This is a genomic window from Novosphingobium nitrogenifigens DSM 19370, assembly GCF_000192575.1.
GTDB lineage: Bacteria > Pseudomonadota > Alphaproteobacteria > Sphingomonadales > Sphingomonadaceae > Novosphingobium > Novosphingobium nitrogenifigens.
Genome location: NZ_GL876934.1, coordinates 273,745 through 295,242, shown reverse-complemented (window position 1 = coordinate 295,242; position 21,498 = coordinate 273,745). Strand labels below are relative to the sequence as shown.

Annotated in this window: 17 protein-coding genes; 12 read left to right on the top strand and 5 right to left on the bottom strand. The window is 65.0% G+C overall.

What is annotated here, in order from left to right:
- The first annotated feature begins 53 nt into the window (after nt 1-53).
- From Y88_RS15530 to atzF, 8 genes are all read left to right on the top strand, one after another.
- Nucleotides 54-950, top strand: coding sequence for a BKACE family enzyme (locus tag Y88_RS15530; RefSeq protein ID WP_008070939.1), 897 nt, complete (start codon nt 54-56; stop codon nt 948-950).
- 2 nt (nt 951-952) lie between these two features.
- The gene (locus Y88_RS15525) at nt 953-2,449 is read left to right on the top strand and encodes a carnitine 3-dehydrogenase (RefSeq protein WP_050805640.1); all 1,497 of its coding nucleotides are present in this window, start codon (nt 953-955) and stop codon (nt 2,447-2,449) included.
- A gap of 107 nt (nt 2,450-2,556) precedes the next feature.
- The gene (locus Y88_RS15520; RefSeq protein WP_018075849.1) at nt 2,557-3,480 is read left to right on the top strand and encodes a LysR family transcriptional regulator; all 924 of its coding nucleotides are present in this window, start codon (nt 2,557-2,559) and stop codon (nt 3,478-3,480) included.
- A 123-nt stretch (nt 3,481-3,603) separates the two neighbouring features.
- Nucleotides 3,604-4,695 (top strand): putative urea ABC transporter substrate-binding protein, encoded by a 1,092-nt coding sequence (locus tag Y88_RS15515; RefSeq protein ID WP_232281111.1) that lies wholly within the window; start codon nt 3,604-3,606, stop codon nt 4,693-4,695.
- 42 nt (nt 4,696-4,737) lie between these two features.
- Nucleotides 4,738-5,556 carry an ABC transporter permease gene (locus Y88_RS15510; protein ID WP_008070932.1) on the top strand — a complete coding sequence of 273 codons (819 nt, stop codon included), beginning with the start codon at nt 4,738-4,740 and terminating at the stop codon, nt 5,554-5,556.
- Nucleotides 5,553-6,335 carry an ABC transporter ATP-binding protein gene (locus Y88_RS15505; protein WP_008070929.1) on the top strand — a complete coding sequence of 261 codons (783 nt, stop codon included), beginning with the start codon at nt 5,553-5,555 and terminating at the stop codon, nt 6,333-6,335. Before Y88_RS15510 ends, Y88_RS15505 begins: the two co-directional genes overlap by 4 nt.
- On the top strand, nt 6,336-9,968 hold the full coding sequence (gene uca, locus Y88_RS15500) for an urea carboxylase (RefSeq protein ID WP_008070926.1): 3,633 nt from the start codon (nt 6,336-6,338) through the stop codon (nt 9,966-9,968).
- 8 nt (nt 9,969-9,976) lie between these two features.
- The gene (gene atzF, locus Y88_RS15495) at nt 9,977-11,740 is read left to right on the top strand and encodes an allophanate hydrolase (RefSeq protein WP_008070924.1); all 1,764 of its coding nucleotides are present in this window, start codon (nt 9,977-9,979) and stop codon (nt 11,738-11,740) included.
- Here atzF and Y88_RS15490 read toward each other — a convergent pair whose 3' ends face one another.
- The 3 genes from Y88_RS15490 to Y88_RS15480 are packed head-to-tail and all read right to left on the bottom strand — an operon-like array spanning nt 11,741 to nt 14,113.
- Nucleotides 11,741-11,986, bottom strand: coding sequence for a hypothetical protein (locus Y88_RS15490; RefSeq protein WP_008070922.1), 246 nt, complete (start codon nt 11,984-11,986; stop codon nt 11,741-11,743).
- Complete coding sequence (locus Y88_RS15485) at nt 11,983-13,395, bottom strand: radical SAM protein (RefSeq protein ID WP_018075848.1); 1,413 nt, start codon at nt 13,393-13,395, stop codon at nt 11,983-11,985. The genes Y88_RS15490 and Y88_RS15485 overlap by 4 nt, the downstream gene beginning before the upstream one ends.
- Nucleotides 13,328-14,113: a prolipoprotein diacylglyceryl transferase gene (locus Y88_RS15480; protein WP_008070919.1), complete on the bottom strand. Its 786-nt coding sequence runs from the start codon at nt 14,111-14,113 to the stop codon at nt 13,328-13,330. The genes Y88_RS15485 and Y88_RS15480 overlap by 68 nt, the downstream gene beginning before the upstream one ends.
- Before the next feature lie 139 nt (nt 14,114-14,252).
- On the opposite strand from Y88_RS15480, the gene Y88_RS15475 reads away from it, so the two are divergent.
- From Y88_RS15475 to Y88_RS15455, 4 genes are all read left to right on the top strand, one after another.
- Entirely contained in the window at nt 14,253-16,715 is a 2,463-nt protein-coding gene (locus Y88_RS15475) for a TonB-dependent receptor (RefSeq protein ID WP_008070918.1), read from the top strand.
- Between the two features lie 217 nt (nt 16,716-16,932).
- Nucleotides 16,933-17,760, top strand: a complete 828-nt coding sequence (locus Y88_RS15465) for an urea amidolyase associated protein UAAP1 (RefSeq protein WP_008070917.1) — start codon at nt 16,933-16,935, stop codon at nt 17,758-17,760.
- A gap of 9 nt (nt 17,761-17,769) precedes the next feature.
- On the top strand, nt 17,770-18,411 hold the full coding sequence (locus tag Y88_RS15460; RefSeq protein WP_008070916.1) for an urea amidolyase associated protein UAAP2: 642 nt from the start codon (nt 17,770-17,772) through the stop codon (nt 18,409-18,411).
- A gap of 35 nt (nt 18,412-18,446) precedes the next feature.
- Entirely contained in the window at nt 18,447-19,112 is a 666-nt protein-coding gene (locus Y88_RS15455; protein WP_008070915.1) for an HNH endonuclease signature motif containing protein, read from the top strand.
- 60 nt (nt 19,113-19,172) lie between these two features.
- Here the strand turns inward: Y88_RS15455 and Y88_RS15450 are convergent, their stop codons facing one another.
- Together Y88_RS15450 and Y88_RS15445 are read right to left on the bottom strand one after the other, a co-directional pair.
- The gene (locus Y88_RS15450; protein ID WP_026166981.1) at nt 19,173-19,802 is read right to left on the bottom strand and encodes a ParB-like protein; all 630 of its coding nucleotides are present in this window, start codon (nt 19,800-19,802) and stop codon (nt 19,173-19,175) included.
- Nucleotides 19,750-21,432 (bottom strand): SulP family inorganic anion transporter, encoded by a 1,683-nt coding sequence (locus Y88_RS15445; protein WP_008070913.1) that lies wholly within the window; start codon nt 21,430-21,432, stop codon nt 19,750-19,752. The genes Y88_RS15450 and Y88_RS15445 overlap by 53 nt, the downstream gene beginning before the upstream one ends.
- Between the last annotated feature and the right edge of the window lie 66 nt (nt 21,433-21,498).

Below are 21,498 nucleotides of genomic sequence, written 5' to 3'. Positions count from 1 at the left end.
GTGGGTATCGTCATGGCCGCGAAAGCCCGGATGACAGCAAAGGCGATCCAGCGATGAATTTCGAACCTTTCATTACGTGTGCGGTGACCGGTGCGGGCGAAACTGCCGACAAGCACCCGGGTCTTCCGATCACGCCCAAGCAGATTGCCGAAGCCGCGATCGAGGCCGCCGATGCAGGCGCGGCCATTGCCCACATCCACGTGCGCGACCCCGAAACGGGCAAGGGCGCGCGCGACCCCAAGCTCTATCGCGAAGTGGTCGAGCGCATCCGCGATTCGGGCAAGGACGTGATCATCAACCTCACTGCCGGGATGGGCGGCGACATCGTGTTCGGGCAGGGCGAAAACCCGCTTCCGCTCGATCCGTCGGGCACCGACATGGTGGGGCCGCTCGAGCGGCTCGTCCATGTCGAGGAACTGCTCCCTGAAATCTGCACGATCGACTGTGGCACGATGAACTTTGCCGCCGGCGACTATGTCATGACCAATACGCCCAGCATGCTGCGCGCGATGGCCAGGCGCGTTCAGGAACTGGGCGTGCGGCCCGAACTCGAAGTGTTCGACACCGGGCACCTCGTTTTCGTGAAGCACCTGATCAAGCAGGGGCTGCTCGACGATCCGGTGATGATCCAGCTGTGCATGGGCATTCCCTATGGCGCGCCCGACGATCCGTTGACGACGATGGCCATGGTCAAGCAGCTTCCCGAAGGCGCGATTTTCAGCGGCTTCTCGATCGGTCGCATGCAGCTTCCCTATGTGGCCATGGCCGCTCTTGCCGGTGGCAACGTGCGCGTCGGTTTGGAGGACAATCTCTATCTCGGTCGCGGCCAGCTCGCCTCGAACGGCGATCTCGTCAGCCGGGCGAAGCAGGTTCTCGAAGGCATGGGCGCGCGTCTGCTCGGCCCGGCCGAAGTGCGCGAAAAGCTCAAGCTCGTGAAGCGGTGGGGGTGACCATGACCGACATTTCCGCAATCCGCACCATCGGCCTTGTCGGCGGCGGCGTCATCGGTGCGGGCTGGGCCGCGCGCTTCGCCCTTGCCGGATACGATGTGAAGATCTTCGATCCCGATCCCGAAATCGGGCGCAAGGTCGAGGAAGTCCTGGCCAATGCCCGCCGCGCGCAGCAGCGCATGCTCGGTGCCCTGTTGCCGGTCGAAGGCACGGTGACGGTTGCCGCCAGCCTTGCCGAAGCAGTCGCGGGCGTCGATTTCATTCAGGAAAGCCTGCCTGAAGTTGAAGAGCTGAAGCAGCGCGTGCTCAAGGAGATCGAGGCAGCGGCCCGGCCCGACGTGGTGATCGGTTCGTCGACGTCGGGGCTGTTGCCCAGCCGCCTGCAATCGGTGCTCGTGCATCCCGAACGCTTCGTCGTCGGACATCCGTTCAATCCGGTCTATCTTTTGCCGCTGGTCGAAGTGTGCGGCGGGGAACAGACCACGCAGGCGACGAAGGACATTGCCGCCGCGCTCTATACCGAGTGCGGGATGCAGGTCCTGCACGTTCGGGTCGAAATCGACGGTTTCATTGCCGACCGTCTGCTCGAGGCGCTCTGGCGCGAGGCGCTGTGGCTCGTCAATGACGGCGTGGCAACGACGGCCGAGATCGACGATGCCATCCGCTATGGTGCGGGTCTGCGCTGGTCGTTCATGGGCACGTTCCTGGTCTATCGCCTTGCGGGCGGGGAAGCCGGGATGCGGCATTTCCTGTCGCAGTTCGGCCCGGCGCTCAAGCTGCCATGGACCAAGCTGGTCGCGTGCGAATTGACCGACGAACTGACCGACCGGATTGCCGCGCAGTCCGACGATCAGGCAGGCGGGATCGACTTGCGCACGTACGAGCGCAAGCGCGACGACTGCCTTGTCGATGTCATGACTTCGCTCAAGGGCAACGACTTTGCCTCGGGCGCGACGCTCAAGGCCCATGCCGAACGGCTGGCTGCAAAGAAGAGTGTGGCAAGCGAACCGGAACGTGCGGACGCGCCGTTGCCGCTCTTGTCCACGTTCGTCGATACCGCGTGGATCGACTACAACGGGCACATGACCGAATGGGCCTATCTCAAGCTGTTCGGCGACACCACCGATGTGCTTCTGGCGCGCATCGGGGCCGGGCTCGACTATGTGGCGGCGGGGCACTCATTCTATACGGTCGAGACGCACTTGCGCCATCTGGGGCAGGCCCGTCTGGGCGAAGCGGTCCGGGTCACCACGCAGATTCTGGGCGCCGATGCCAAGCGGCTGCATGTCTTCCACTCCATGACCGGGGCGGACGGCAGCGTGATCGCGACGGCCGAACAGATGCTGGTCCATGTCGATGCCGCGGCCGAACGCTCGGCGCCGATGCTTCCGGCCGTCGCTGCCGAGGTCGAAGCACTGGCCAGGGCCCATGCAGACCTGCCGCGTCCCGACGCGGTCGGGCGCAGCATTGCGCTTCCCGCAGCGAAAGTTCCGGCCTGACTTCGATCACCTTTGTCTGACAGCGCGCGTCGGGGCTCTCGCCTCGGCGCGCGCTTCGTTTTATGGCCTTGTGCGGGGACGAGTTCGGGTGCGCAAAGGGGCAGACCATGAGGATCGACCGCAATTTCGCCTCACGGGTTGACTGGAATCTCCTGCGCACTTTCGTCGAGATCGTTCACGCGGGCGGGATCGGTGCCGCCGCGCGCAAGCTCAATCGCCAGCAGCCCACGATCAGCGTTGCGCTCAAGCGGCTCGAGGATCATGTCGGCACCCAGTTGCTGCACCGTTCGGCAAGCGGGGTGGAACTGACGGTGGCCGGACGCGCCATGCTGCTCATCTGCGAGGACATGTTCGAGGCCGCGCGGACCGTGCCGCACCAGATGGCGCAGGCGATGAAGCAGGTCGAAGGGCTGGTCCGCATCCAGATGATGTCCTCGATCGTTTCGCCCGAATTCGACGAGGCCATCGCCACGTGCCGCCGTCGCCACCCGGCGGTGCAGATCGAATTGCGCGTCTCGCCCTGGCGGCAGGTGCTCGACGCGCTGGAGCGGGGCGAAGTCGAACTGGGTGTTGGCTTTGACAGTGGGGTGCGTACCGGGCTCAATTACGAGCCGCTGTTCGTCGAAGTGCAGCAGCTCTATTGCGACCGCAATCATCCGCTCTACGGGCGCCGGATCACGCGCCTGTCAGACTTGCGCGAACAGGGGTTCGTCCTCACCGGAGAAGACGAGCTCGACACGATCACCCGCCTGCGCCAGCGCTATGGCCTCGGCACGGTGGTCAACGGTCTTGCCGAGGATATTCACGAAGCCAAGCGGTTGATCAGCCTTGGCGTCGGGATCGGTTTCCTGCCGGTACTGGCGGCGGGCGATCTGGTCGAGCGGGACCGGCTGTGGCCCTTGCTGCCGCATGATGCGGAGCCTTCGTACAATATCTATCTGTTGTCGCGCGAAGGTGAAACGCGCGACACCCCGACGCAATTGTTCCTCGACGAGATCCTGCGCCGCCTGCGCGCGCGGCCCCATGCGTGATGGAAACGCGTCGGACGTGTGACTCATAGATCTGATCTATGCCCTGCATCACGAAACACTCTCTAGTGTGATGGCCTGGGCTTGGGCACTGCTGTTACCACCACGCGACAAAGGAACCCCGCCGTGATCCGACCGCCGCTTTTCCTCCGCTCGCTTGCTTTGGGCAGTCTCGCCCTGCTGGCAGCCTGTGGCCATTCTGGCGGGGGAGCTCCGGGGGCCGAGGCGCCGAAGAAGGACTTCACCATCGGCTGGTCGATCTATGCCGGATGGATGCCCTGGCCTTATGCGCAGGAAGCCGGGATCGTGAAGAAATGGGCCGACAAGTACGGCATCACGATCAAGCTGGTGCAAGTGAACGACTATGTGGAATCGGTGAACCAGTACACTGCGGGCAAGCTCGATGGGGTGGTGGCAACGTCGATGGACACGCTCACCATTCCGGCGGCGGGCGGGAAGGATACTTCGGTCGTCATCCTGGGCGACTATTCGGACGGCAACGACGGCGTCGTGCTCAAGAACGCGCATTCGCTGGCTGATATCAAGGGGCGCCCGGTCAATCTGGTCGAGCTGTCGGTCTCGCAATACCTGCTCGCGCGCGGGCTGGAAAAGGCCGGGATGAAGCTGTCGGACGTGAAAATCGTCAATACCAGCGATGCCGATATCGTCGGGGCCTTCGCTTCGCCGCAGGTCAATGCGGTCGTCACCTGGAACCCGCAGCTTTCCGAAGTGAAGAAAGCCCCGGGCGCCAGCCTCGTTTTCGACAGCAGCCAGATTCCCAACGAGATCCTCGACGTGATGGCTGTCAGCAGTGCGACGCTCAAAGCCAATCCGGCGCTGGGCAAGGCGCTGGCCGGGATCTGGTACGAAACCATGGCGCTGATGCAGAAGAATGATGCGGCGGGCCGGGCGGCGCGGGCGCAGATGGCGCACGATGCGGGAACCACGCCCGATGCCTATGACGCGCAACTCAAGACGACGCACCTCTATTACGGTGCCGCCGATGCGGTCCGTCTGGCAAAAAGCGGCGAACTGGTGACGGTCACCGACCGGGTCCGCCGGTTCTCCTTTGCCAGGGGGCTGTTCGGTCCGTCGGCGACTTCGGTCGACAGCATCGGCATCGGTTTCGCCAACGGCAAGACGCTGGGCGATGCGGCCAATGTGAAGCTGCGGTTCGATCCGACCTACATGCAGATGGCCGCCGACGGAAAGCTTTGAGACCTGCCCGCCGGGGGGCACGCAGCGGAAAGGACACTGAGGATGACCCGCATCATTGCCGTGCGGCCCGGAAGACGTGGCCGTCTGATTGCCGGGGCGCTTCCCCTGCTCCTGCTGCTGCTCGGCTATGCCCTGGCTTCCGCGCTGCGCCATGCCGACAACCCGGCGGACAAGGTTCTGCCGACGCTTTCGGCGATGGCTGCGCAGGCCTGGCGGTTGGCGACCGAGCCTGACCCTGTCACCGGCCAGATCACGCTGCTCGCCGATACGCTGGCGAGCCTCACCCGGCTCGGCGCGGGACTGGCGCTGGCGACCGGCACGGCGCTTGTGCTGGGGCTGGTGCTTGGGGTGGTTCCACTGGCGCGGGCCGTGCTTGGGCCGGTCATCACGCTGATCGCGGTGATCCCGCCGATTGCGGTGCTGCCGATCCTCTTCATCGCGCTGGGGCTCGGCGAAGCGGCCAAGGTCGCGTTGATCGCCATCGGTATCGCCCCCTACATGACGCGCGATCTTGCCGCTTATGTCGCGGGACTTCCCCCCGAACAGTTCGTCAAGGCCCAGACGCTGGGTGCCAATTCGTGGCAGGTCGCGATCCGTGTCGCCCTGCCGCAGATGATGCCGCGCCTCTTCGAAACGCTGCGGTTCTCGATGGGGCCTGCCTGGGTGTTTCTGATCGCGGCGGAGGCGATCGCGTCGGACGTCGGGCTCGGCTACCGCATTTTCCTTGTCCGCCGCTATCTGGCGATGGACATCATCCTGCCTTACGTCGCGTGGATCTCGATCCTGGCCATTGCCGCCGACGCCTTGCTGTTGCTGGTCTCCCGGCGCGCCTTTCCCTGGGCACAGGGAGGCGCACGATGACGGCTCCCCTGATGACCGCTCCCTTGCTCGAATTGCGCAACGTCTGGGTCGAATACGGCGACAAGGTCGTGCTCGAAGGTGTCAATCTGGCCATCGCGCCGGGGGAATTCGTTTCGGTGGTGGGGCCGTCGGGGGCGGGCAAGAGCACGTTCCTGCGCCTTGTCCTGGGACAGGAAGCGCCGAGCCGGGGGCAGGTGCTGTTGGCGGGGGACCCGATGCCGCCCGAATGCGGCCCCGATCGCGGCGTGGTGTTCCAACGCTATTCGGTGTTTCCGCATCTGACTGTCATCGGCAATGTGCTGGTGGGGTTCGAATTCGCGGGTGCGCCGGTGCTCGGACGCCTGTTCGGCGCACGACGTCGGGCCGCTCTTGCGCAGGCGGAAGCCATGCTGGCCGCAGTCGGTCTTGCCCATGCGCGGGACCAGTACCCGGCGCAGTTGTCGGGGGGGATGCAACAGCGGCTGGCCCTGGCGCAGGCTCTGGTCAAGCATCCGCGCATCCTGTTGCTCGACGAACCGTTCGGCGCGCTCGATCCGGGCATTCGTGCCGACATGCACGAACTCGTGTCCGGCCTTTGGCGCGACCATGGCCTCACCGTCATCATGGTTACGCACGACATTGCCGAAGCGTTCAAGCTCGGCACGCGGGTGCTCGCTTTCGACAAGCGGCGCCACGATCCCCATGCCCCACACCGCTTCGGCGCGACCGCGACTTACGATGTGCCCTTGTTGCGCAAGGTCGCGGTGCCTGAGCCCGCTCCAGCAGCGGAGATTGCCTGAATGACATCCCTGCCTTTTCCCAAAGTCCTCATTGCCAATCGTGGCGCCATCGCCTGCCGCATCATCGGCACGTTGCGCGCGATGGGCATTGCCTCGGTCGCGGTGTTCAGTGAGGCCGACGCCGGATCGCGTCACGTTGCCCTTGCCGATGAAGCCGTGCCGATCGGTCCGGCCCCGGCAACGGAGAGCTATCTCGACATCGATGCCATCCTGGCGGCGGCCAAGGCTACCGGGGCAGAGGCGATCCATCCCGGCTATGGCTTCCTGTCGGAGAACACCGGCTTTGCCGAAGCCTGCGCAGAGGCGGGCATTGCCTTCATCGGGCCGACGCCGGACAACATCCGGGCGTTCGGATTGAAGCATACCGCGCGCGATCTGGCACAGGCGCATGGCGTTCCGTTGGCGCCGGGGACCGGATTGCTGACCGATGCGGTGATGGCCGCGCATGAAGCGGCGCGGATCGGCTATCCGGTGATCCTGAAAGCGACGGCGGGCGGAGGCGGCATCGGCATGAAAGTCTGTGCCGACGAAACCGAACTGACCGAGGCCTTTGCTACCGTGGCGCGACTTGGTGCGGGCAATTTCGGCAATGGCGGCGTTTTTCTCGAACGCTATGTCGCGCGGGCCCGCCATATCGAGGTGCAGGTCTTCGGCGATGGCAAGGGACACGTGGTCGCGCTGGGCGAGCGGGACTGTTCGTTGCAGCGGCGCAATCAGAAAGTGGTCGAGGAAACCCCCGCACCGCTCTTGCCCGAAGGAACCCGTGCGGCCCTGATCGATGCAGCAGTGCGCCTGACGGCGGGGGCCTCTTATCGCTCGGCCGGGACAGTCGAATTTCTCTACGATGCCGAACGCGGCGATTTCTTCTTCCTTGAAGTCAACACCCGGCTTCAGGTCGAACATGGCGTGACCGAACAGGTTACCGGGGTCGATCTGGTCGAATGGATGATCCGGGGGGCGGCCGACGATTTCTCCTTTCTCGACGGGTTCGAGGCGCGGCCGCAGGGGCATTCGATCCAGGTCCGGCTCTATGCCGAAGACCCCTCGCGCGATTTCCAGCCGAGTTCGGGCCGCCTGATCGAAGTCGCCTTTCCGCAGGGCGATCGATCGACCCTGCGCGTTGATAGCTGGGTCGAAAGCGGCAGCGAAGTGCCCGCATGGTACGATCCCATGCTGGCCAAGCTGATCGTGACGGCACCGACGCGGGAGGAAGCCGTGGCCGCGATGCAGGCCGCGCTCGATGCGACGCGTCTTGCCGGGATCGAGACCAATTTGCGCTGGTTGCGGGCTGTGGTGCGCAGCACGCCTTTCGTGAGCGGGGCGGTATCGACCCGCGTGCTCGGTGATTTCGCATGGCAGCCGCGCGCGATCCGGGTGGTGACGGCCGGGGCTGCGACCACGGTTCAGGACTATCCGGGCCGGGTCGGCCTGTGGGACGTGGGCGTGCCGCCATCGGGGCCGATGGATGCGCTTTCGTTCCGGTTGGGCAATCGCGTGCTCGGCAATCCCGAAAGTGCGGCGGGGCTGGAAATCACGGCAGCGGGGCCGACGCTCGAATTCCTGGCCGACACGCGGGTCTGCCTTGCGGGGGCCGAATGCGGGGCGACGCTCGACGGCGTGGCCGTTCCGCGCTGGCAGCCGGTTGCCGTTGCGGCGGGACAGGTCCTGCGGATCGGACGCGTGCAGGGGGCCGGGATGCGGGCCTTTCTGATGGTTGCGGGCGGGATTGATGCGCCGGTCTATCTCGGCAGCCGCAGTGCTTTCACGCTGGGTGAATTCGGTGGTCATGCCGGGCGCGCGGTCATGACCGGCGACTTGCTGCATTTCGCCGACATGGCGGTCGGGGCCGAAGGCGCGCTCCCCGATGCAGGCATTCCCGCGATCGGGCAGGAATGGACTTTACGCGTGCTCTATGGGCCGCACGGGGCGCCCGATTTCTTTACCCCCGGCGACATTGCGATGATCCGTGAGACGGCCTGGCGCGTGCATTACAATTCCAACCGGACGGGCGTGCGGCTGGTCGGGCCAAAGCCCGAATGGGCGCGGCGCGACGGGGGCGAGGCGGGCCTGCATCCTTCCAACATCCACGACAATGCCTATGCCATCGGCGCGGTCGACTTCACCGGCGACATGCCGATCATTCTCGGGCCCGACGGTCCTTCGCTGGGTGGTTTCGTCTGCCCCTTCGTCGTCATCCAGGCCGATCTCTGGAAAGTCGGGCAATTGTCGCCCGGCGACACCGTGCGGTTCGAACCGGTCGCGGAAAGCGCGGCGCGGGCCGCCGAAGTTGCCCAGGACAGGCTGGTCGAAACGCTCGACGTTCTGGCACCTCCGGTTTCGTCCGACGCTCCTCCGGTCTCGCCGGTGCTGCATACCATTGCCGCCCAAGGCGTGCGGCCCGAAGTCACTTACCGGCGTCAGGGCGACCGGCATCTGCTGGTCGAATATGGCCCGATCGTGCTCGATCTCGAACTGCGGCTTAGGGTTCATGCGCTGATGCTCGAACTCGATGCGCTGGGGTTGCCGGGCGTGATCGATGTGACGCCCGGCGTGCGCTCGGTCCAGGTCCACTATGACGCGCGGGCCTTGTCGCAGGCGGCGCTACTCGACGCCTTGGTCGCGGCGGAGGATCGCCTCGGCGGGCTCGACGATTTCGTCATCCCTTCGCGCGTCGTTCATCTGCCGCTGTCGTGGCAGGACCCGGCGATCTACCAGACGATCGAGAAATACATGGCGGCCGTGCGCGACGATGCGCCGTGGTGCCCCGACAACATCGAATTCATTCGCCGGGTCAACGGCCTCGACCATATCGAGGATGTGCGGCGGATCGTGTTCGATGCCGAATATCTCGTGCTTGGGTTGGGCGACGTTTATCTCGGCGCGCCGGTGGCAACGCCGGTTGATCCGCGTCACCGGCTGGTCACGACCAAGTACAACCCTGCGCGGACATGGACGCCGCCCAATGTGGTGGGCATCGGCGGGGCCTATATGTGCGTCTACGGCATGGAAGGGCCGGGCGGATACCAGCTGTTCGGTCGCACCATTCAGGTGTGGAACACCTGGCGCGAGACCGAGGCCTTTCGCGACGGCAAGCCGTGGCTGCTGCGCTTTTTCGACCGCATCCGCTTTTTCCCGGTCAGCCATGAGGAATTGGTCGAGTGGCGGCGGGATTTCCCCCTCGGTCGTCGTCCGATCCGGATCGAGGAAGAGACGTTCCGCCTTGCCGACTATCGCGCGTTCGTTGAGGCCAATGCGCAAGGGATCGCCGAATTTCAGGACAGGCGACAGGCAGCTTTCGATGCCGAACGCGCGGCCTGGCAGGAAAGCGGGGAGTTCGACCGTGTCGCGGCGCTTGTCGATGCCGACGGCAGTGCGGGCGGTCAGGATGCGGCAAGCATCGACCTGCCGCAAGGGAGCGAACTGGTCGAAGCGCCGTTTGGGGGCAGCGTGTGGAAGCTGCTCGCCGGGGAAGGCCGCGCTGTTGCGGCAGGCGAGCCGATCGCGGTGATCGAGGCGATGAAGATGGAATGCCCGGTGCCCAGCCCAGCCAACGGCATCGTCCGCCGCGTCTATGTCAGCGAAGGGCAAGTGGTCAGCCCCGGTGCTGCCATGCTTGCCATCGAACCGGCGTGAGGGACACCATGAACGAACCGATGAGCGCCGCCTTGATCGCCCGCGCGGTGATGGCCGGGGAACGCAGCGCGCAGGATGTCGCGCGCGACGCACTGGCGCGGGTCGAGGCCTATGCCGCGATCCAGCCTGCCGTGTGGATCACGCGCCTTTCCGAAACCGATGTCCTTGCCATGGCGCGGGCGGTCGATGCCCGGATTGCCGCAGGGGAAGTCCTGCCGCTGGCCGGGGTTCCTTTCGCGATCAAGGACAATATCGATCTCGCCGGGGTGCCGACGACGGCGGGCTGTCCCGAGTTTGCCTATGATCCGGTCCAATCGGCAACGGTCGTCGCGCGCCTGATCGCGGCGGGGGCCGTGCCGATCGGCAAGACCAATCTCGACCAGTTCGCAACCGGTCTCAACGGCACGCGCAGTCCCTATGGCGCCCCGGCCTGCGTCCATAACCGCGCCTATGTCAGCGGGGGATCGAGTTCGGGGTCGGCGGTCGCGGTCGCAGCGGGACTGGTGGCCTTTGCGCTCGGCACCGATACGGCAGGATCGGGGCGGGTTCCGGCCGCCTTCAACGGGTTGATCGGGTTCAAGCCGACCAAGGGACGGTGGAGCACGGCGGGCCTTGTCCCGGCGTGCCGGTCGCTCGATTGCATCACTGTCTTTACCCATCGGGCGAGCGATGCGGCGCTGGTCGATGCCGTTGTCGCCGGGCACGATCCTGCCGATCCGTGGTCGCGCGAAAGTGCGGAGCGGGGGCTCGACCCGAGGCGGATCGGGGTGCCCCGGCCCGATCAGCGGCAGTTCCTTGGCGATACGGCGTCCGAGCGGCTCTATATGGCCGCGCTCGACCGGCTGGCGGCGATGGGGGCGGAACTGGTCGAGATTGACCTCGCGCCGCTGTCGGAGGCGGCGCGCCTCCTTTACGACGGGCCATGGGTGGCCGAGCGCACGGCAGCCTTGCGCGAATTTCTCGAAGCCCGCCCCGAGGCTTTCGATCCCACCGTGCGGACCATCGTCGAAAGCGGATTGCATGTCGGCGGGGTGGAAACCTTTCGCGGGATCTATCGCCTTGCCGAATTGCGGCAACAGGCCGAAGCGATGTGGGAGCGGGTCGATTGCCTGTGCCTGCCCACGGCGCCGACGATTTATCGCCTTGCCGAAATGCGTGCGGCGCCGATCGCGCTCAACAGTGTGCTCGGGCTCTATACCAATTTCGTCAACCTGCTCGACATGGCCGCGATTGCGGTGCCGGGCGGCTGGCGCGCGAATGGAACGGGCTTTGGCGTGACGATGATCGGCCCGGCCTGGACCGACTGTGCCTTGCTCGACTTCGCGGCACGCTGGGGCGCGGACTTGCCTTTTGAAACACCGCCGCTGGATCTGGAGGGTCGAATGGAAACCGTGCACCTTGCCGTCGTCGGCGCCCATCTCGAAGGGATGCCGCTGCACTGGCAGCTGACGTCGCGCAACGCGCGGCATGTTGCAACGACGACGACCGCGCCGACCTATCGGCTTTATGCCATGGCCGACACGGTGCCGCCCAAGCCCGCGTTGATCCATGACGAGACCGGCGGGGCGATCGCGGTCGAGGTCTATAAACTCGATTGCGGCGCCTTCGGCAGCTTCGTCGCGGAAGTTCCGCCCCCGCTGGCGATCGGGACCGTCACTCTGGCAGACGGCAGCATGGTCAAGGGCTTCGTCGCCGAACCGCGCGCCACTGTCGACGCCACCGACATTACCGCATTGGGTGGTTGGCGGGCCTATATCGCGTCGCGCGGGTAGTCATTCGAAGTACTTCGCGCTGTCGCGGTGATCGCGGCGCCTTTCCCGACGGAGCATGGCGGTTCCGCCGGCGATGAAGACGATGCCCGACAGGAAAGGCAGGCCGCCGAACAGCGCGACGAGCGGCAGGAGTTCGTTCGAATCCCCCCGAGCCATTCCCCACAGGAATGTGAGCGAGCAGATGCCGCTGGCCCCGGCAACGAGAATGCCGATCGCCATCAGGATGCCGCCGATCAACCGGTTCATCGTTCGTTTCCTTCCCCCGCACGATGGCGCGCAACGACATCGGTGCCTTCCGCGCCCTTGCGATAGAACGTGTTGTAGGTGTCGAAGGGATAGATTTTCCCTTCGGGCGTGACGAAGTGGACGCAGCTGCGTTTCACGGTGGCGAGGTCGAAGTTGTAGCGGTCGAGGAACTGCATGACGACGACACGGAACGAGTTGGCATAGCTCAGATCCTGCGGGACCATCGCCTGCGGCAGGCAACACAGCAGGCTCGCGAGCTTGTCCCCGGTATTGGCTTCCCCGGTCGACAGCGACAGCAGGTCGAACATGCGCGCGCGCAGTTCGGGAAAGCCTTCATAGATGACGGTGTTGGGGCCTTCGAGAATGACGTCTCGCGGGATCATGCGCGTGATCGGGGTGACTTCGCGTCCGTGACGCAGGCCATACCCGATGGAAATCTGATCCGGGTTGCAGGGTAGGGGGATCATGTCGTCGACGGCAAAGACGCCCGATTTGCCGATTTCCCGCCGGATCTGCGTCAACAACACGCGGTGGCGGGCCGGATCGAACCCTTCGTTGCGGCCCGCGTCCTGAACCGGCTGGAACGTCACTCCGCGCACGCAAGTCCATTCGAGTGCGTGGCGGACGATCGCGCCGATCTCGTCGTCGTTGACCCCATGCTTGACCGCGACGACCAGAGTGGTCGAAATCCCGGCCTGTTCGAGAGCTTCCAAGGCTTCTTTGCGGATGCGCGAAAGCCGCGCGCCGCGAAGATCCATCAGCGCCTCGTCGCGCAGGGAATCGAATTGCAGATAGATTTCGAGTGCGGGCCGATAGGTGGCGAGCCGGGCGACGAACGTGGGGTCCTGCGCCAGTCGCACGCCATTGGTATTGATCATGACATGGCGGATCGGGCGTCGTTTGACCGCGTCGAGAATGGCGAAGAATTCGGGGTGCAGCGTCGGTTCCCCGCCCGAGATCTGTACGAGATCGGGCTCGCCTTCGCTTTCGACGAGGACGTCGAGCATGGTTTCGATCTCGGCCAGCGGGCGGTGGCGTCCGTTCCGGTCGGCGGCATCGGCAAAGCAGACCGGGCAGGCCAGATCGCAGGCCTCGGTCACTTCGATGATGGCAAGGCAACTGTGCTGTTCATGGTCGGGGCACAGCCCGCAGTCGAAAGGACAGCCCGCCTCGGTCCGGGTCTGTGCGTTCAGGGGGCGGTCCCCCGGCTTGAGCCACAGTTTCTGCGCCTGCCAATAAGCGAGATCGTCGCTGACCAGCGTTTTCATCACCCCGTGGGTGCGGCACCGCTTGAGGTAATAGACGTTCTCGCCTTCGATGATGACTTTGGCGGGAACCGGTTCAAGGCAGGTTTCGCACAGGCTCGTCGTCTGGCTGTGAAACAGATAGGGCGCTGCCTTGCGCTCCATGATCGGCGCGCACGCCGCCGTTTCTCCACCACACAAACCCATATGCGATCAGCCCCCCGCAAATCAGGTGGAAGAGGTTAAACGGTCCGATAAGTTTTGGATAGGGCTTCAAAAATTCCCACAGGAACCGCTGCGCTCCATAGACGATGACGAAAGCGTGGAAGCCGTGATCGCGGGCCCATGCCCGTCCACGCAGCCGCGCCGGGACATAGGCGAGCAGGAACAGCGCCATGCTCAGCGATTCGTAGATCTCCACCGGATGGCGGGGAATGCCGTCGCCCAGATCGACGCCCCAGGGAAGGTCGGTCGGCACCCCGTATGTCTGGTCGGCAAGGCCTGCAAAGAGACAGCCCCAGCGCCCGACCATGATCCCGACCGCGACCGGCAGCACGAAAGCCCCGCCCGTCGATCCGCGCACGCCGTGAAGCCATTTCCACCCCTCGACCCCGACGATCGCCCCGGCAAGAGCCCCGGCAATGGAATGCGATGGAGCCAGACCCGAAGGCACCGTGTTGAGCGATCCGGCAAGCCAGGCCCCGACGACCCCGCCCAGCGCGAGCGCGACATAATACCCCGGCGGCGTCACCTGCGCGAGCCGCTCCGTCTCGCGCGGAAAAGCGCGATGCTGCCACCATCCGGCAAGGCTTGCGGCGATCCAGGCCAGGATGTCGCCCGGATAATGGACCAGCGGATGGGTGGGGATGTGGATCATGACCATGCTGAGTGGCAGTCAGGCGGACGGCTGCCAAGGGTCATAGATCGCATCTATGGGAACCATCGGAAATTGGCATCTACCGTGATGGGGGGCTGCGCGTCATCTTTTCCTCGCAGGATACGAGGAAACGGGGAGCGCAGCGATGGCATCGCATCGGGGGACGTCATTTCAGAGACAGGCGCGCAAGGGGGCGATGGCGGCTGCGGCATCGGCTTTGGCCCTCGTTCTGGCCATGGCGCCCGGCCTTGCGCTGGCCGAAGAGGCTACGGCTCCCGCGACCGATGCGCCTGCCGCCGCAGGAGCCGTCGGGGGCAGCGAGATCATCGTCACCGCGCAAAAGCGCAAGGAAGACATCCGCACCGTTCCCATCAGCCTTTCGGTCCTGTCCGGTTCCGCGCTCAAGGACCAGCGGATTGCGAGCTATGACGATCTGAGCCGCGCGGTTCCCGGCGTCGCGTTCAATGCCGTCGCGGGGGAAGAAGGCCGCACCAATATCGTCATTCGCGGGATCAGCTCGACCTCGGGCGCCTCGACCGTCGGGCTCTATCTCGACGACGTGCCGATCACCGTGCCCAATCTCTATCGCGACGGGTCGATCGACGTGCGGTTGCCCGATATCGAACGGGTCGAAGTGCTGCGCGGGCCGCAGGGAACGCTCTATGGCGACAGTTCCGAAGGCGGCACGATCCGGTTCCTGACCACCCCTGCGTCGAGCGATGCCTTTGCCGCGACGTTCACCGGTGACCTTTCGACGACCGAGCACGGCGGCACCAATTACGGGGCGAGTGCCGCGTTCAACCTGCCGGTGGTCAAGGACAAGCTCGCCGTCCGGGCCAGCGTCAATTACGTCAACGACAGCGGCTGGGTCGATCATTACAACAAGGACGGAACGCTCGACCGCAAGGGCGTGAATTCCTCCAACAGCCTGACCGTTCATGTCAGCGCGAACTGGACGCCCGATGCCACGCTGACGGTGACGCCCGCGTTTTTCTATCAACGGGCCAACGACGCGGACAACGGCGCGTTCTATCCGACGCTGGGCTTGTGGAAACAGGACAAGCTGGTTTCCGAACCCAGCCATGACCGCGTCCTGCTCGGCAGCCTGACCGTCAAGAAGACGTTCGGGTTCGCCGACCTGACTTCGGTTACGGGGGTGTTCGATCGCGTCGCCGACCGGCAGGAAGACGGGACCTATTTCAACAGCACGGCCTTTGCGCTGTTCTTCCTCGATCCGGTCTATCCGCAGTACCAGGCGCAGAACGACAGCGTCATCGCCAACCTGCCGTCCTATGTCCATTATCGCACCCGGTATCAGCAGTTCACGCAGGAACTGCGCCTGTCGTCCAACGACACCAGTCCGGGGGCAAGCTGGCTCAAATGGGTGGCGGGCGTCTATCTTTCGGCCCAGCGCGTTCACAACGTCGATTACCAGACCATCGGCGGCATCAATTCGACGTTCCAGTCGATCTATGGAACCTCGCTCGAACAGTCGCTGGTCGAGACGACGTACGGCAATCCGACGTATGGGCAGCCGGGCGGAGGCGATGCGATCACCCTGTTCCCGGGCGACGTCGATGAATCGGACGACCGGACCTATAAACAGCAGCAGATCGCACTGTTCGGGCAGGTCAGCATTGCGTTCCTGCCGGGATGGAAACTCGACCTCGGCGGACGTTTTTCCGCCGCGCACGAGGATTTCGTCTCGGTCGAGACCGGTTTCTACCAGATCGGCAATCTCGGCTACCAGACGCCGGGGCAACCGGCCTCTGCTCCCTATACGCAAGGCGCGACCAGCCATGCCTTCCTGCCCAAGGCGACGCTCTATCACGACCTGACCGCGACCAATTCGCTCTATGTCACGGCGGGCAAGGGGTTCCGCCTCGGTGGGCCGACCGGGCCGATCGTGTTCGGCCCGACCTCGGTCTGCAACAGCGATTTTCAGGCGATCGGGCAAAAGGAACAGCCGACCCAGTTTTCCAAGGACAGCCTGTGGACGTATGAAGTCGGGTCCAAGAACGAGTTCCTGGGGCGCCGCCTGCGCGTCAACCTGTCTGGTTACCTGACAAACTGGAACAACATTCAACAGCAGATCTATCTGCCCACTTGCGGCTATTATTTCACCAGCAACGTGGGCGACGCGCGGATCTGGGGCGGGGAAGTCGAAGCCTCGTTCAAGCTGACGCCGAGCCTGTCGCTGACTGCGACGGCCAGCGGCAACGACGCAAAGATCGTGCGGTCGAACAATCCGATCGACGTTGCCGTGGGACAGCATCTTATCGACGTGCCGGGCGTGACTGCGACGGCGGGGGCCAACTATGTTCATCGCGTCGGGGCGGACACCACGCTCGTGGCGTTGGTCAACTATTCCTACACCGGGCACAGCAACGGCAGCTACCTGCTCACCGATTCCAACTATTACAACCCGTCCTACAGCGTCGTGAACGCCAGTGTCGGGCTGCGCTTCGGTCCGCACCAGTTGACCGTCTATGCCAAGAACCTGTTCGACGATCGCACCATCATCCAGCGGCCCCAGATCAACACCGTGGTCGAAGGCTATACCGTGCATCCGCGCACGGTCGGGGTGACGCTCAAGATCGTCGAATGATCGGGACCATGATGACCTCAGACATGATCAGGAAACTGTCGCCCGCGCCGCTTTGGGCCCGGCATCCTTTCGTCTTCGCGCCGGGCGTGTCGAGGCACGCCTTGCGGCACCCGTCCATTCCGTCCTTGCCAACTCGGGACCGGATGCAGCGGGCGTGCCTCTACCGGCCCGGTGCGGAGATTTCAGGTATGGGGACTTCTGCTGCGGAGATCGGGGCATGAGCGAGACGACCGCCGATCCGGCTGGCGCCCGCGCCCATGCCCGCGCCATGGCCGGCACGAAAGTGGAAGCCATGCCGACCATTCCGGCAACGGCTGCGACGGCTCTTCCCGCCGGGGTCGATCCCGAGACGGTCGTCTGGGACGAGACCATCGCGGCGGGGGGCTATACCGCCCGCACCATCCGGCGCGGAACGCGGCTGCGGCTGACCGACCTTTACGGCGATGCCTGTCTATCGATGATGGTGTTCAATGCCGAACGCACGGTCGAACGGCTCAATGTCGCCGACACGGTCAAGGTGCAGTGGAACGCCTATCTCGGCGCGGGCCGTCTCCTGCTCTCGGACATGGGCCGGGTGATGCTGAGCGTGGTCGAGGACACGTCCAAAGGGCATGACGCCTTTTGCGGAGCCTCCAACCAGGCGTCGAACGCTCGCAAGTACGGCGACGGGTTCAATCACGGCGCCCATCCCAATGCCCGCGACCGCTTCGTCATCGCGCTTGCCAAGTACGGGATGGACCGTCGCGACATCCACCCCTGCATCAACTGGTTCACGCCCGTGGAGATCGAGGCGGACGGCGCTATCGTGCTGGGTGTCGGACCGCACCCGGCAGGCGCGCATGTCACGCTGCGGGCGGAAATGGACGTGATCGTGGTGCTCGCGAATTGCCCCCATGTGCGCGATCCGCGCGGGGACTATGCCGTCACGCCGGTGCGCGCGACCGCATGGCGCGGGCCGGTCACTCCGATCGACGATCCGATCCGGCTGATGACGCCCGAAGGCCTGCGCGCGTTCGAGAATGTCGAAGACTATTACCGGCGATAAGGTGCAGCAATGATCCCCAATACGCCCATCGAAGATCTTCCCGGCAAGATCATCCATGACGAAGTCGTCGCGGCGCGTGCGCCCTGGCACCATGTCGTGCGCAAGGGGGAAACCCTGCGCATTGTCGATCTGGAAGGCAATCAGGCGGTCGATTTCCTGATCTATGCGCTTGCCGACGATGCCGAACGCTATAGCGCGCAGGATACCATGGCGGCGCAGGGCAATGTCTATCTCACCACCGGCACGCAGCTCCTGTCGAACGAAGGGCGGCCGATGATGACGATCGCGGGAACTTCGGTTGCCCGGCACGACACCATCGGCGGGGCCTGTTCGTGCGAAAGCAACACGCTGCGCTATGGCCATCATACCAAGGCGCAACATGCCTGCGTCGACAATTTCCTGCTCGCCAATGCCGACTATGGCCGGACCAAGCGCGACATGGTGTCCAACATCAACTGGTTCATGAACGTCCCGGTCGAGGCAGACGGTTCGCTCGGCATCGTCGACGGGATTTCCGCGCCGGGGCTGCATGTCGATCTGGTAGCGGACATGGACGTGGTTGTGATTGTTTCCAACTGTCCGCAGATCAACAATCCCTGCAACGGGTTCAATCCCACATCGGTCCGGATGATCGTGGCGGCGCCTGCCTGAGTTGCGTTGATCGGGGCTCGGTGTAAAGGCGGGCCATGACCGATCGTCCGGAACGCGGCGGACCGCGCCGTCCGCTGATTTCGCCGCAAACGCTGGCGATTGTGCTGATCCTTGCCAGCCTGATCGTGATTGCGGTCTGGCTGGCAACGCGCCATCGGGCGCCGTCCTTGCCAACGCCCGTTCCGACGCCTCCGGCTGTTCAGACCGGGCCGCTCGCGCCCGGAACCTTGCCCGACCGGACCGACACGCCCGGCGCGATCGATCCGGCAGTGACGGGCGCGGATATCTGCGCGCATGACTGGGCACCGGGCGATCCCCCGACCCACGGCGGCGATCTCACTTATTCGCAGGCGGCGCGGCATACGTCGACGCGGCTCAAGAACGATGTGTTCGAAGAATACGGCATTCCCCGGCCGCATGACGGCGGACGCTCGTATGAAGTCGATCACCTTGTCCCGCTGGCCCTCGGGGGGCGGGACGTGAAGGAAAACCTTTGGCCCGAAAGCCGGACTGCACCCGATCTCAATGCCTGGGCCAAGGATCGGCTCGAATACCGGCTCTATCGCATGGTCTGTCACCCTGATGCGGGAGCCTCGCCGCTACCGCTCGGCGAGGCGCAGGCCGCCCTGCGCGACAACTGGGTCGCGGCCTATCGCCGCTATTGCTCCAATCCCGCCGACTGTCCGGCTCACGCGGAATAAGGCTGCGCGCCGCTTGAGCGACACGACCAGCAATGAGGTTTCCTCATCGCAGGTCCCGTATCAGTCGGTGCTGTCGGGGCCTGCCCAGCCGGGCAGGTGCCGGGCGTCCTGGCTGCGCGCGAGGGGGAGTGCATGGCTCAGCGCATCTCCGAAATCGTTCTCCAGCTTGCCAGACTTGATCCGGTCGCGAAAGAAATCGGCCCAGAGGAATTCGGTATAGGGCGTGGGCGACTTGGCATAGCCCCCGGCGCGACGAACTTCTCCGGCAAGCGAGCGATAAGGGTCGTCGACCAGATCCCGGATATGACGGGGCAAGTCGGAAAACTCGCGCCGCTTGCCGTCTTCGTCATAGGGGTGCAGCCAGTTGTGCGCATCCATGAAGGCCATGAACCGCTTTTTCGGCAAGTCGTCGAGCCGGGCGAGGACCGAGATCATGACCTCTTCGACCCCTTCCTGCAACATGGCGAGGGCGAGGTGGTGGTGATCGACGATCCAGGGTTGTCCCTTGGGACCGATCACGGCGGGGATCATGTGCCCGCCGAGGAAACGTCCCGCCGCATCGCGCGGCCGGTCGCGCCACTGCCGCCGCTTGGTTTCCACTTCGCGCAGGCCGACCGTGATCTGGGTCGGGCGCAAGTCATGGATGGAGACCGGGTGCAGGATCGGATGGACGGGGTGGGACAGAGCCATCGCCGGTCTCCTCTCGTGTGGCGCGCGTGGCGGCGTCCGCCACGCTGAAGGTGGAATTCTCGGCCAGCATAGCAAGACCGGCGGCGGAAAGCACGTCGCGTACGCGATCGTGCGCGCGGGCAAGGATCAGGCGGCATCCCGCGCCGTGCAGTCCTTGCGCGAATTCGTCCAGCGCATCGAGCGCGGTGGCGTCGAGATCGTCGCTTTCCTCAAGGCTGAGGATGACGACATGCACGCCGCTGGTCCGCGCCTTGTGGCCGATGTCGTGCAGGACCGTCTCGGCATTGGCAAAGAACAGCGGGGCATTGGGGCGCCAGATGGCAACGCCGGGAATGCGTGCGGCCGTGTCGTGATGGGCAAGGTCGACGAAATCGTGGCTACCGACCCGGCCCAGTTCGCTCGTTACCGGATGCGACCAGCGATAGAGCAATTGCGCGATCGAAAGCGCGATTGCCGCGAGCATGCCGTTGAGAACGCCGAGCAGCAGAACGCCCATGGCCGCGGCAAAGGCAACCCACGGATCGCGGCGCAAGTGAAAGAGCCGCGCGATCGGCGCCGGAGACAGCGCATGGAGCAGGGCGCTGACGACCACCGCGGCTAGAACCGGTTCGGGTACGCGGGCGATCAGCGGCCCGGCAAAGAGCGCCAGCGCCAGCGTGGCCAGACTGGCAACGGCGGCCGACAGGCGGCTGGTCGCACCGGCGGCGGCATTGGCGGTGCCGATCGAGAACCCGGCGCCGACGGGCATGCCCTGAACGAGCGCGGCCGCTCCGTTGGCAAGGCCGATCGCGGCCAGTTCCCGGTTCGACGAGATGTCGTCGCCATGGGCGAGCGCAAGAGTGCGGATCGTTCCCCAGCTTTCGGCAAAGACGATCAGGGTCAGCGGCGCGGCCAGTTGGATGACTCGTCCCCAGACCGCAAAGTCGAGCGGCAGCGCCAGCGTCGGCCACTGCAAGGGGGCAGGCCCGGTCAATTCCAGTCCGGAATGGGCGAGGGGGCCAAAGGTGCCGAGCGTGATGCCCGTAGCCATGACTAGGAGTGTCGCGGGCATTCCGCGTATGCGACGCAGCAGGATCAGCGCCACCAGGGAGCCGAACCCGAGTGCTGCAGTGGGCCAGTGCCATTGCGGGATATGCAGCAGCAGCCCGGCGAGAACTTCGCCGATATTCCCGCCCGGCGTCGGCATCCGCACGAGTTTGGGCAATTGCCGAATGATGATCGTGGCGGCAAGGCCGAACGCGAACCCGCGCAGGACGGGCCGCGAGACGAACCCGGCAAGGCCACCCAGCCGGAATAGAGCCAGACCGCAGAAAATGAGGCCGACCATCAGTGTGAAGGCCGTTGCCAGTTCATCCGCGCTGACTGCTCCGGCAAGAGCGGGAGTGGCTGCGAGGCTGCCGAGCGAAGCGGCAAGGATCGAGGCGGACGAGGATGTCGCCGAGACGACCGCAAACCGGCTGCGCCCGATCAGCGTATAGACAAGTCCTCCGGCCACCGCCGCGATCAGGGCGCGTCCCGGAGCCAGTCCCGCAATTCCGGCATAGGCCACCGCTTCGGGCAGCATGAGCCCGGCAATCGACAGCCCGGCAAGTCCGTCCCGCCATGCCGTTCCCGCTTTTGCCGGGATCATTGCAACTCCTTCACGACCTCTCGTCGCGCGACCATAAGCCTTCGCCGCAGGGGCGCAACCGCATGG

Coding starts and splice junctions, on each gene's coding strand:
- uca (WP_008070926.1), top strand. CDS start 6,336: ATGACATCCCTGCCTTTTCCCAAAGTCCTCATTGCCAATCGTGGCGCC.
- Y88_RS15485 (WP_018075848.1), bottom strand. CDS start 13,395: ATGGAGCGCAAGGCAGCGCCCTATCTGTTTCACAGCCAGACGACGAGC.
- Y88_RS15480 (WP_008070919.1), bottom strand. CDS start 14,113: ATGGTCATGATCCACATCCCCACCCATCCGCTGGTCCATTATCCGGGC.
- Y88_RS15520 (WP_018075849.1), top strand. CDS start 2,557: ATGAGGATCGACCGCAATTTCGCCTCACGGGTTGACTGGAATCTCCTG.
- Y88_RS15450 (WP_026166981.1), bottom strand. CDS start 19,802: ATGGCTCTGTCCCACCCCGTCCATCCGATCCTGCACCCGGTCTCCATC.
- Y88_RS15445 (WP_008070913.1), bottom strand. CDS start 21,432: ATGATCCCGGCAAAAGCGGGAACGGCATGGCGGGACGGACTTGCCGGG.
- Y88_RS15510 (WP_008070932.1), top strand. CDS start 4,738: ATGACCCGCATCATTGCCGTGCGGCCCGGAAGACGTGGCCGTCTGATT.
- Y88_RS15525 (WP_050805640.1), top strand. CDS start 953: ATGACCGACATTTCCGCAATCCGCACCATCGGCCTTGTCGGCGGCGGC.
- Y88_RS15455 (WP_008070915.1), top strand. CDS start 18,447: ATGACCGATCGTCCGGAACGCGGCGGACCGCGCCGTCCGCTGATTTCG.
- Y88_RS15460 (WP_008070916.1), top strand. CDS start 17,770: ATGATCCCCAATACGCCCATCGAAGATCTTCCCGGCAAGATCATCCAT.
- Y88_RS15490 (WP_008070922.1), bottom strand. CDS start 11,986: ATGAACCGGTTGATCGGCGGCATCCTGATGGCGATCGGCATTCTCGTT.
- Y88_RS15530 (WP_008070939.1), top strand. CDS start 54: ATGAATTTCGAACCTTTCATTACGTGTGCGGTGACCGGTGCGGGCGAA.
- Y88_RS15505 (WP_008070929.1), top strand. CDS start 5,553: ATGACGGCTCCCCTGATGACCGCTCCCTTGCTCGAATTGCGCAACGTC.
- Y88_RS15475 (WP_008070918.1), top strand. CDS start 14,253: ATGGCATCGCATCGGGGGACGTCATTTCAGAGACAGGCGCGCAAGGGG.
- Y88_RS15465 (WP_008070917.1), top strand. CDS start 16,933: ATGAGCGAGACGACCGCCGATCCGGCTGGCGCCCGCGCCCATGCCCGC.
- atzF (WP_008070924.1), top strand. CDS start 9,977: ATGAACGAACCGATGAGCGCCGCCTTGATCGCCCGCGCGGTGATGGCC.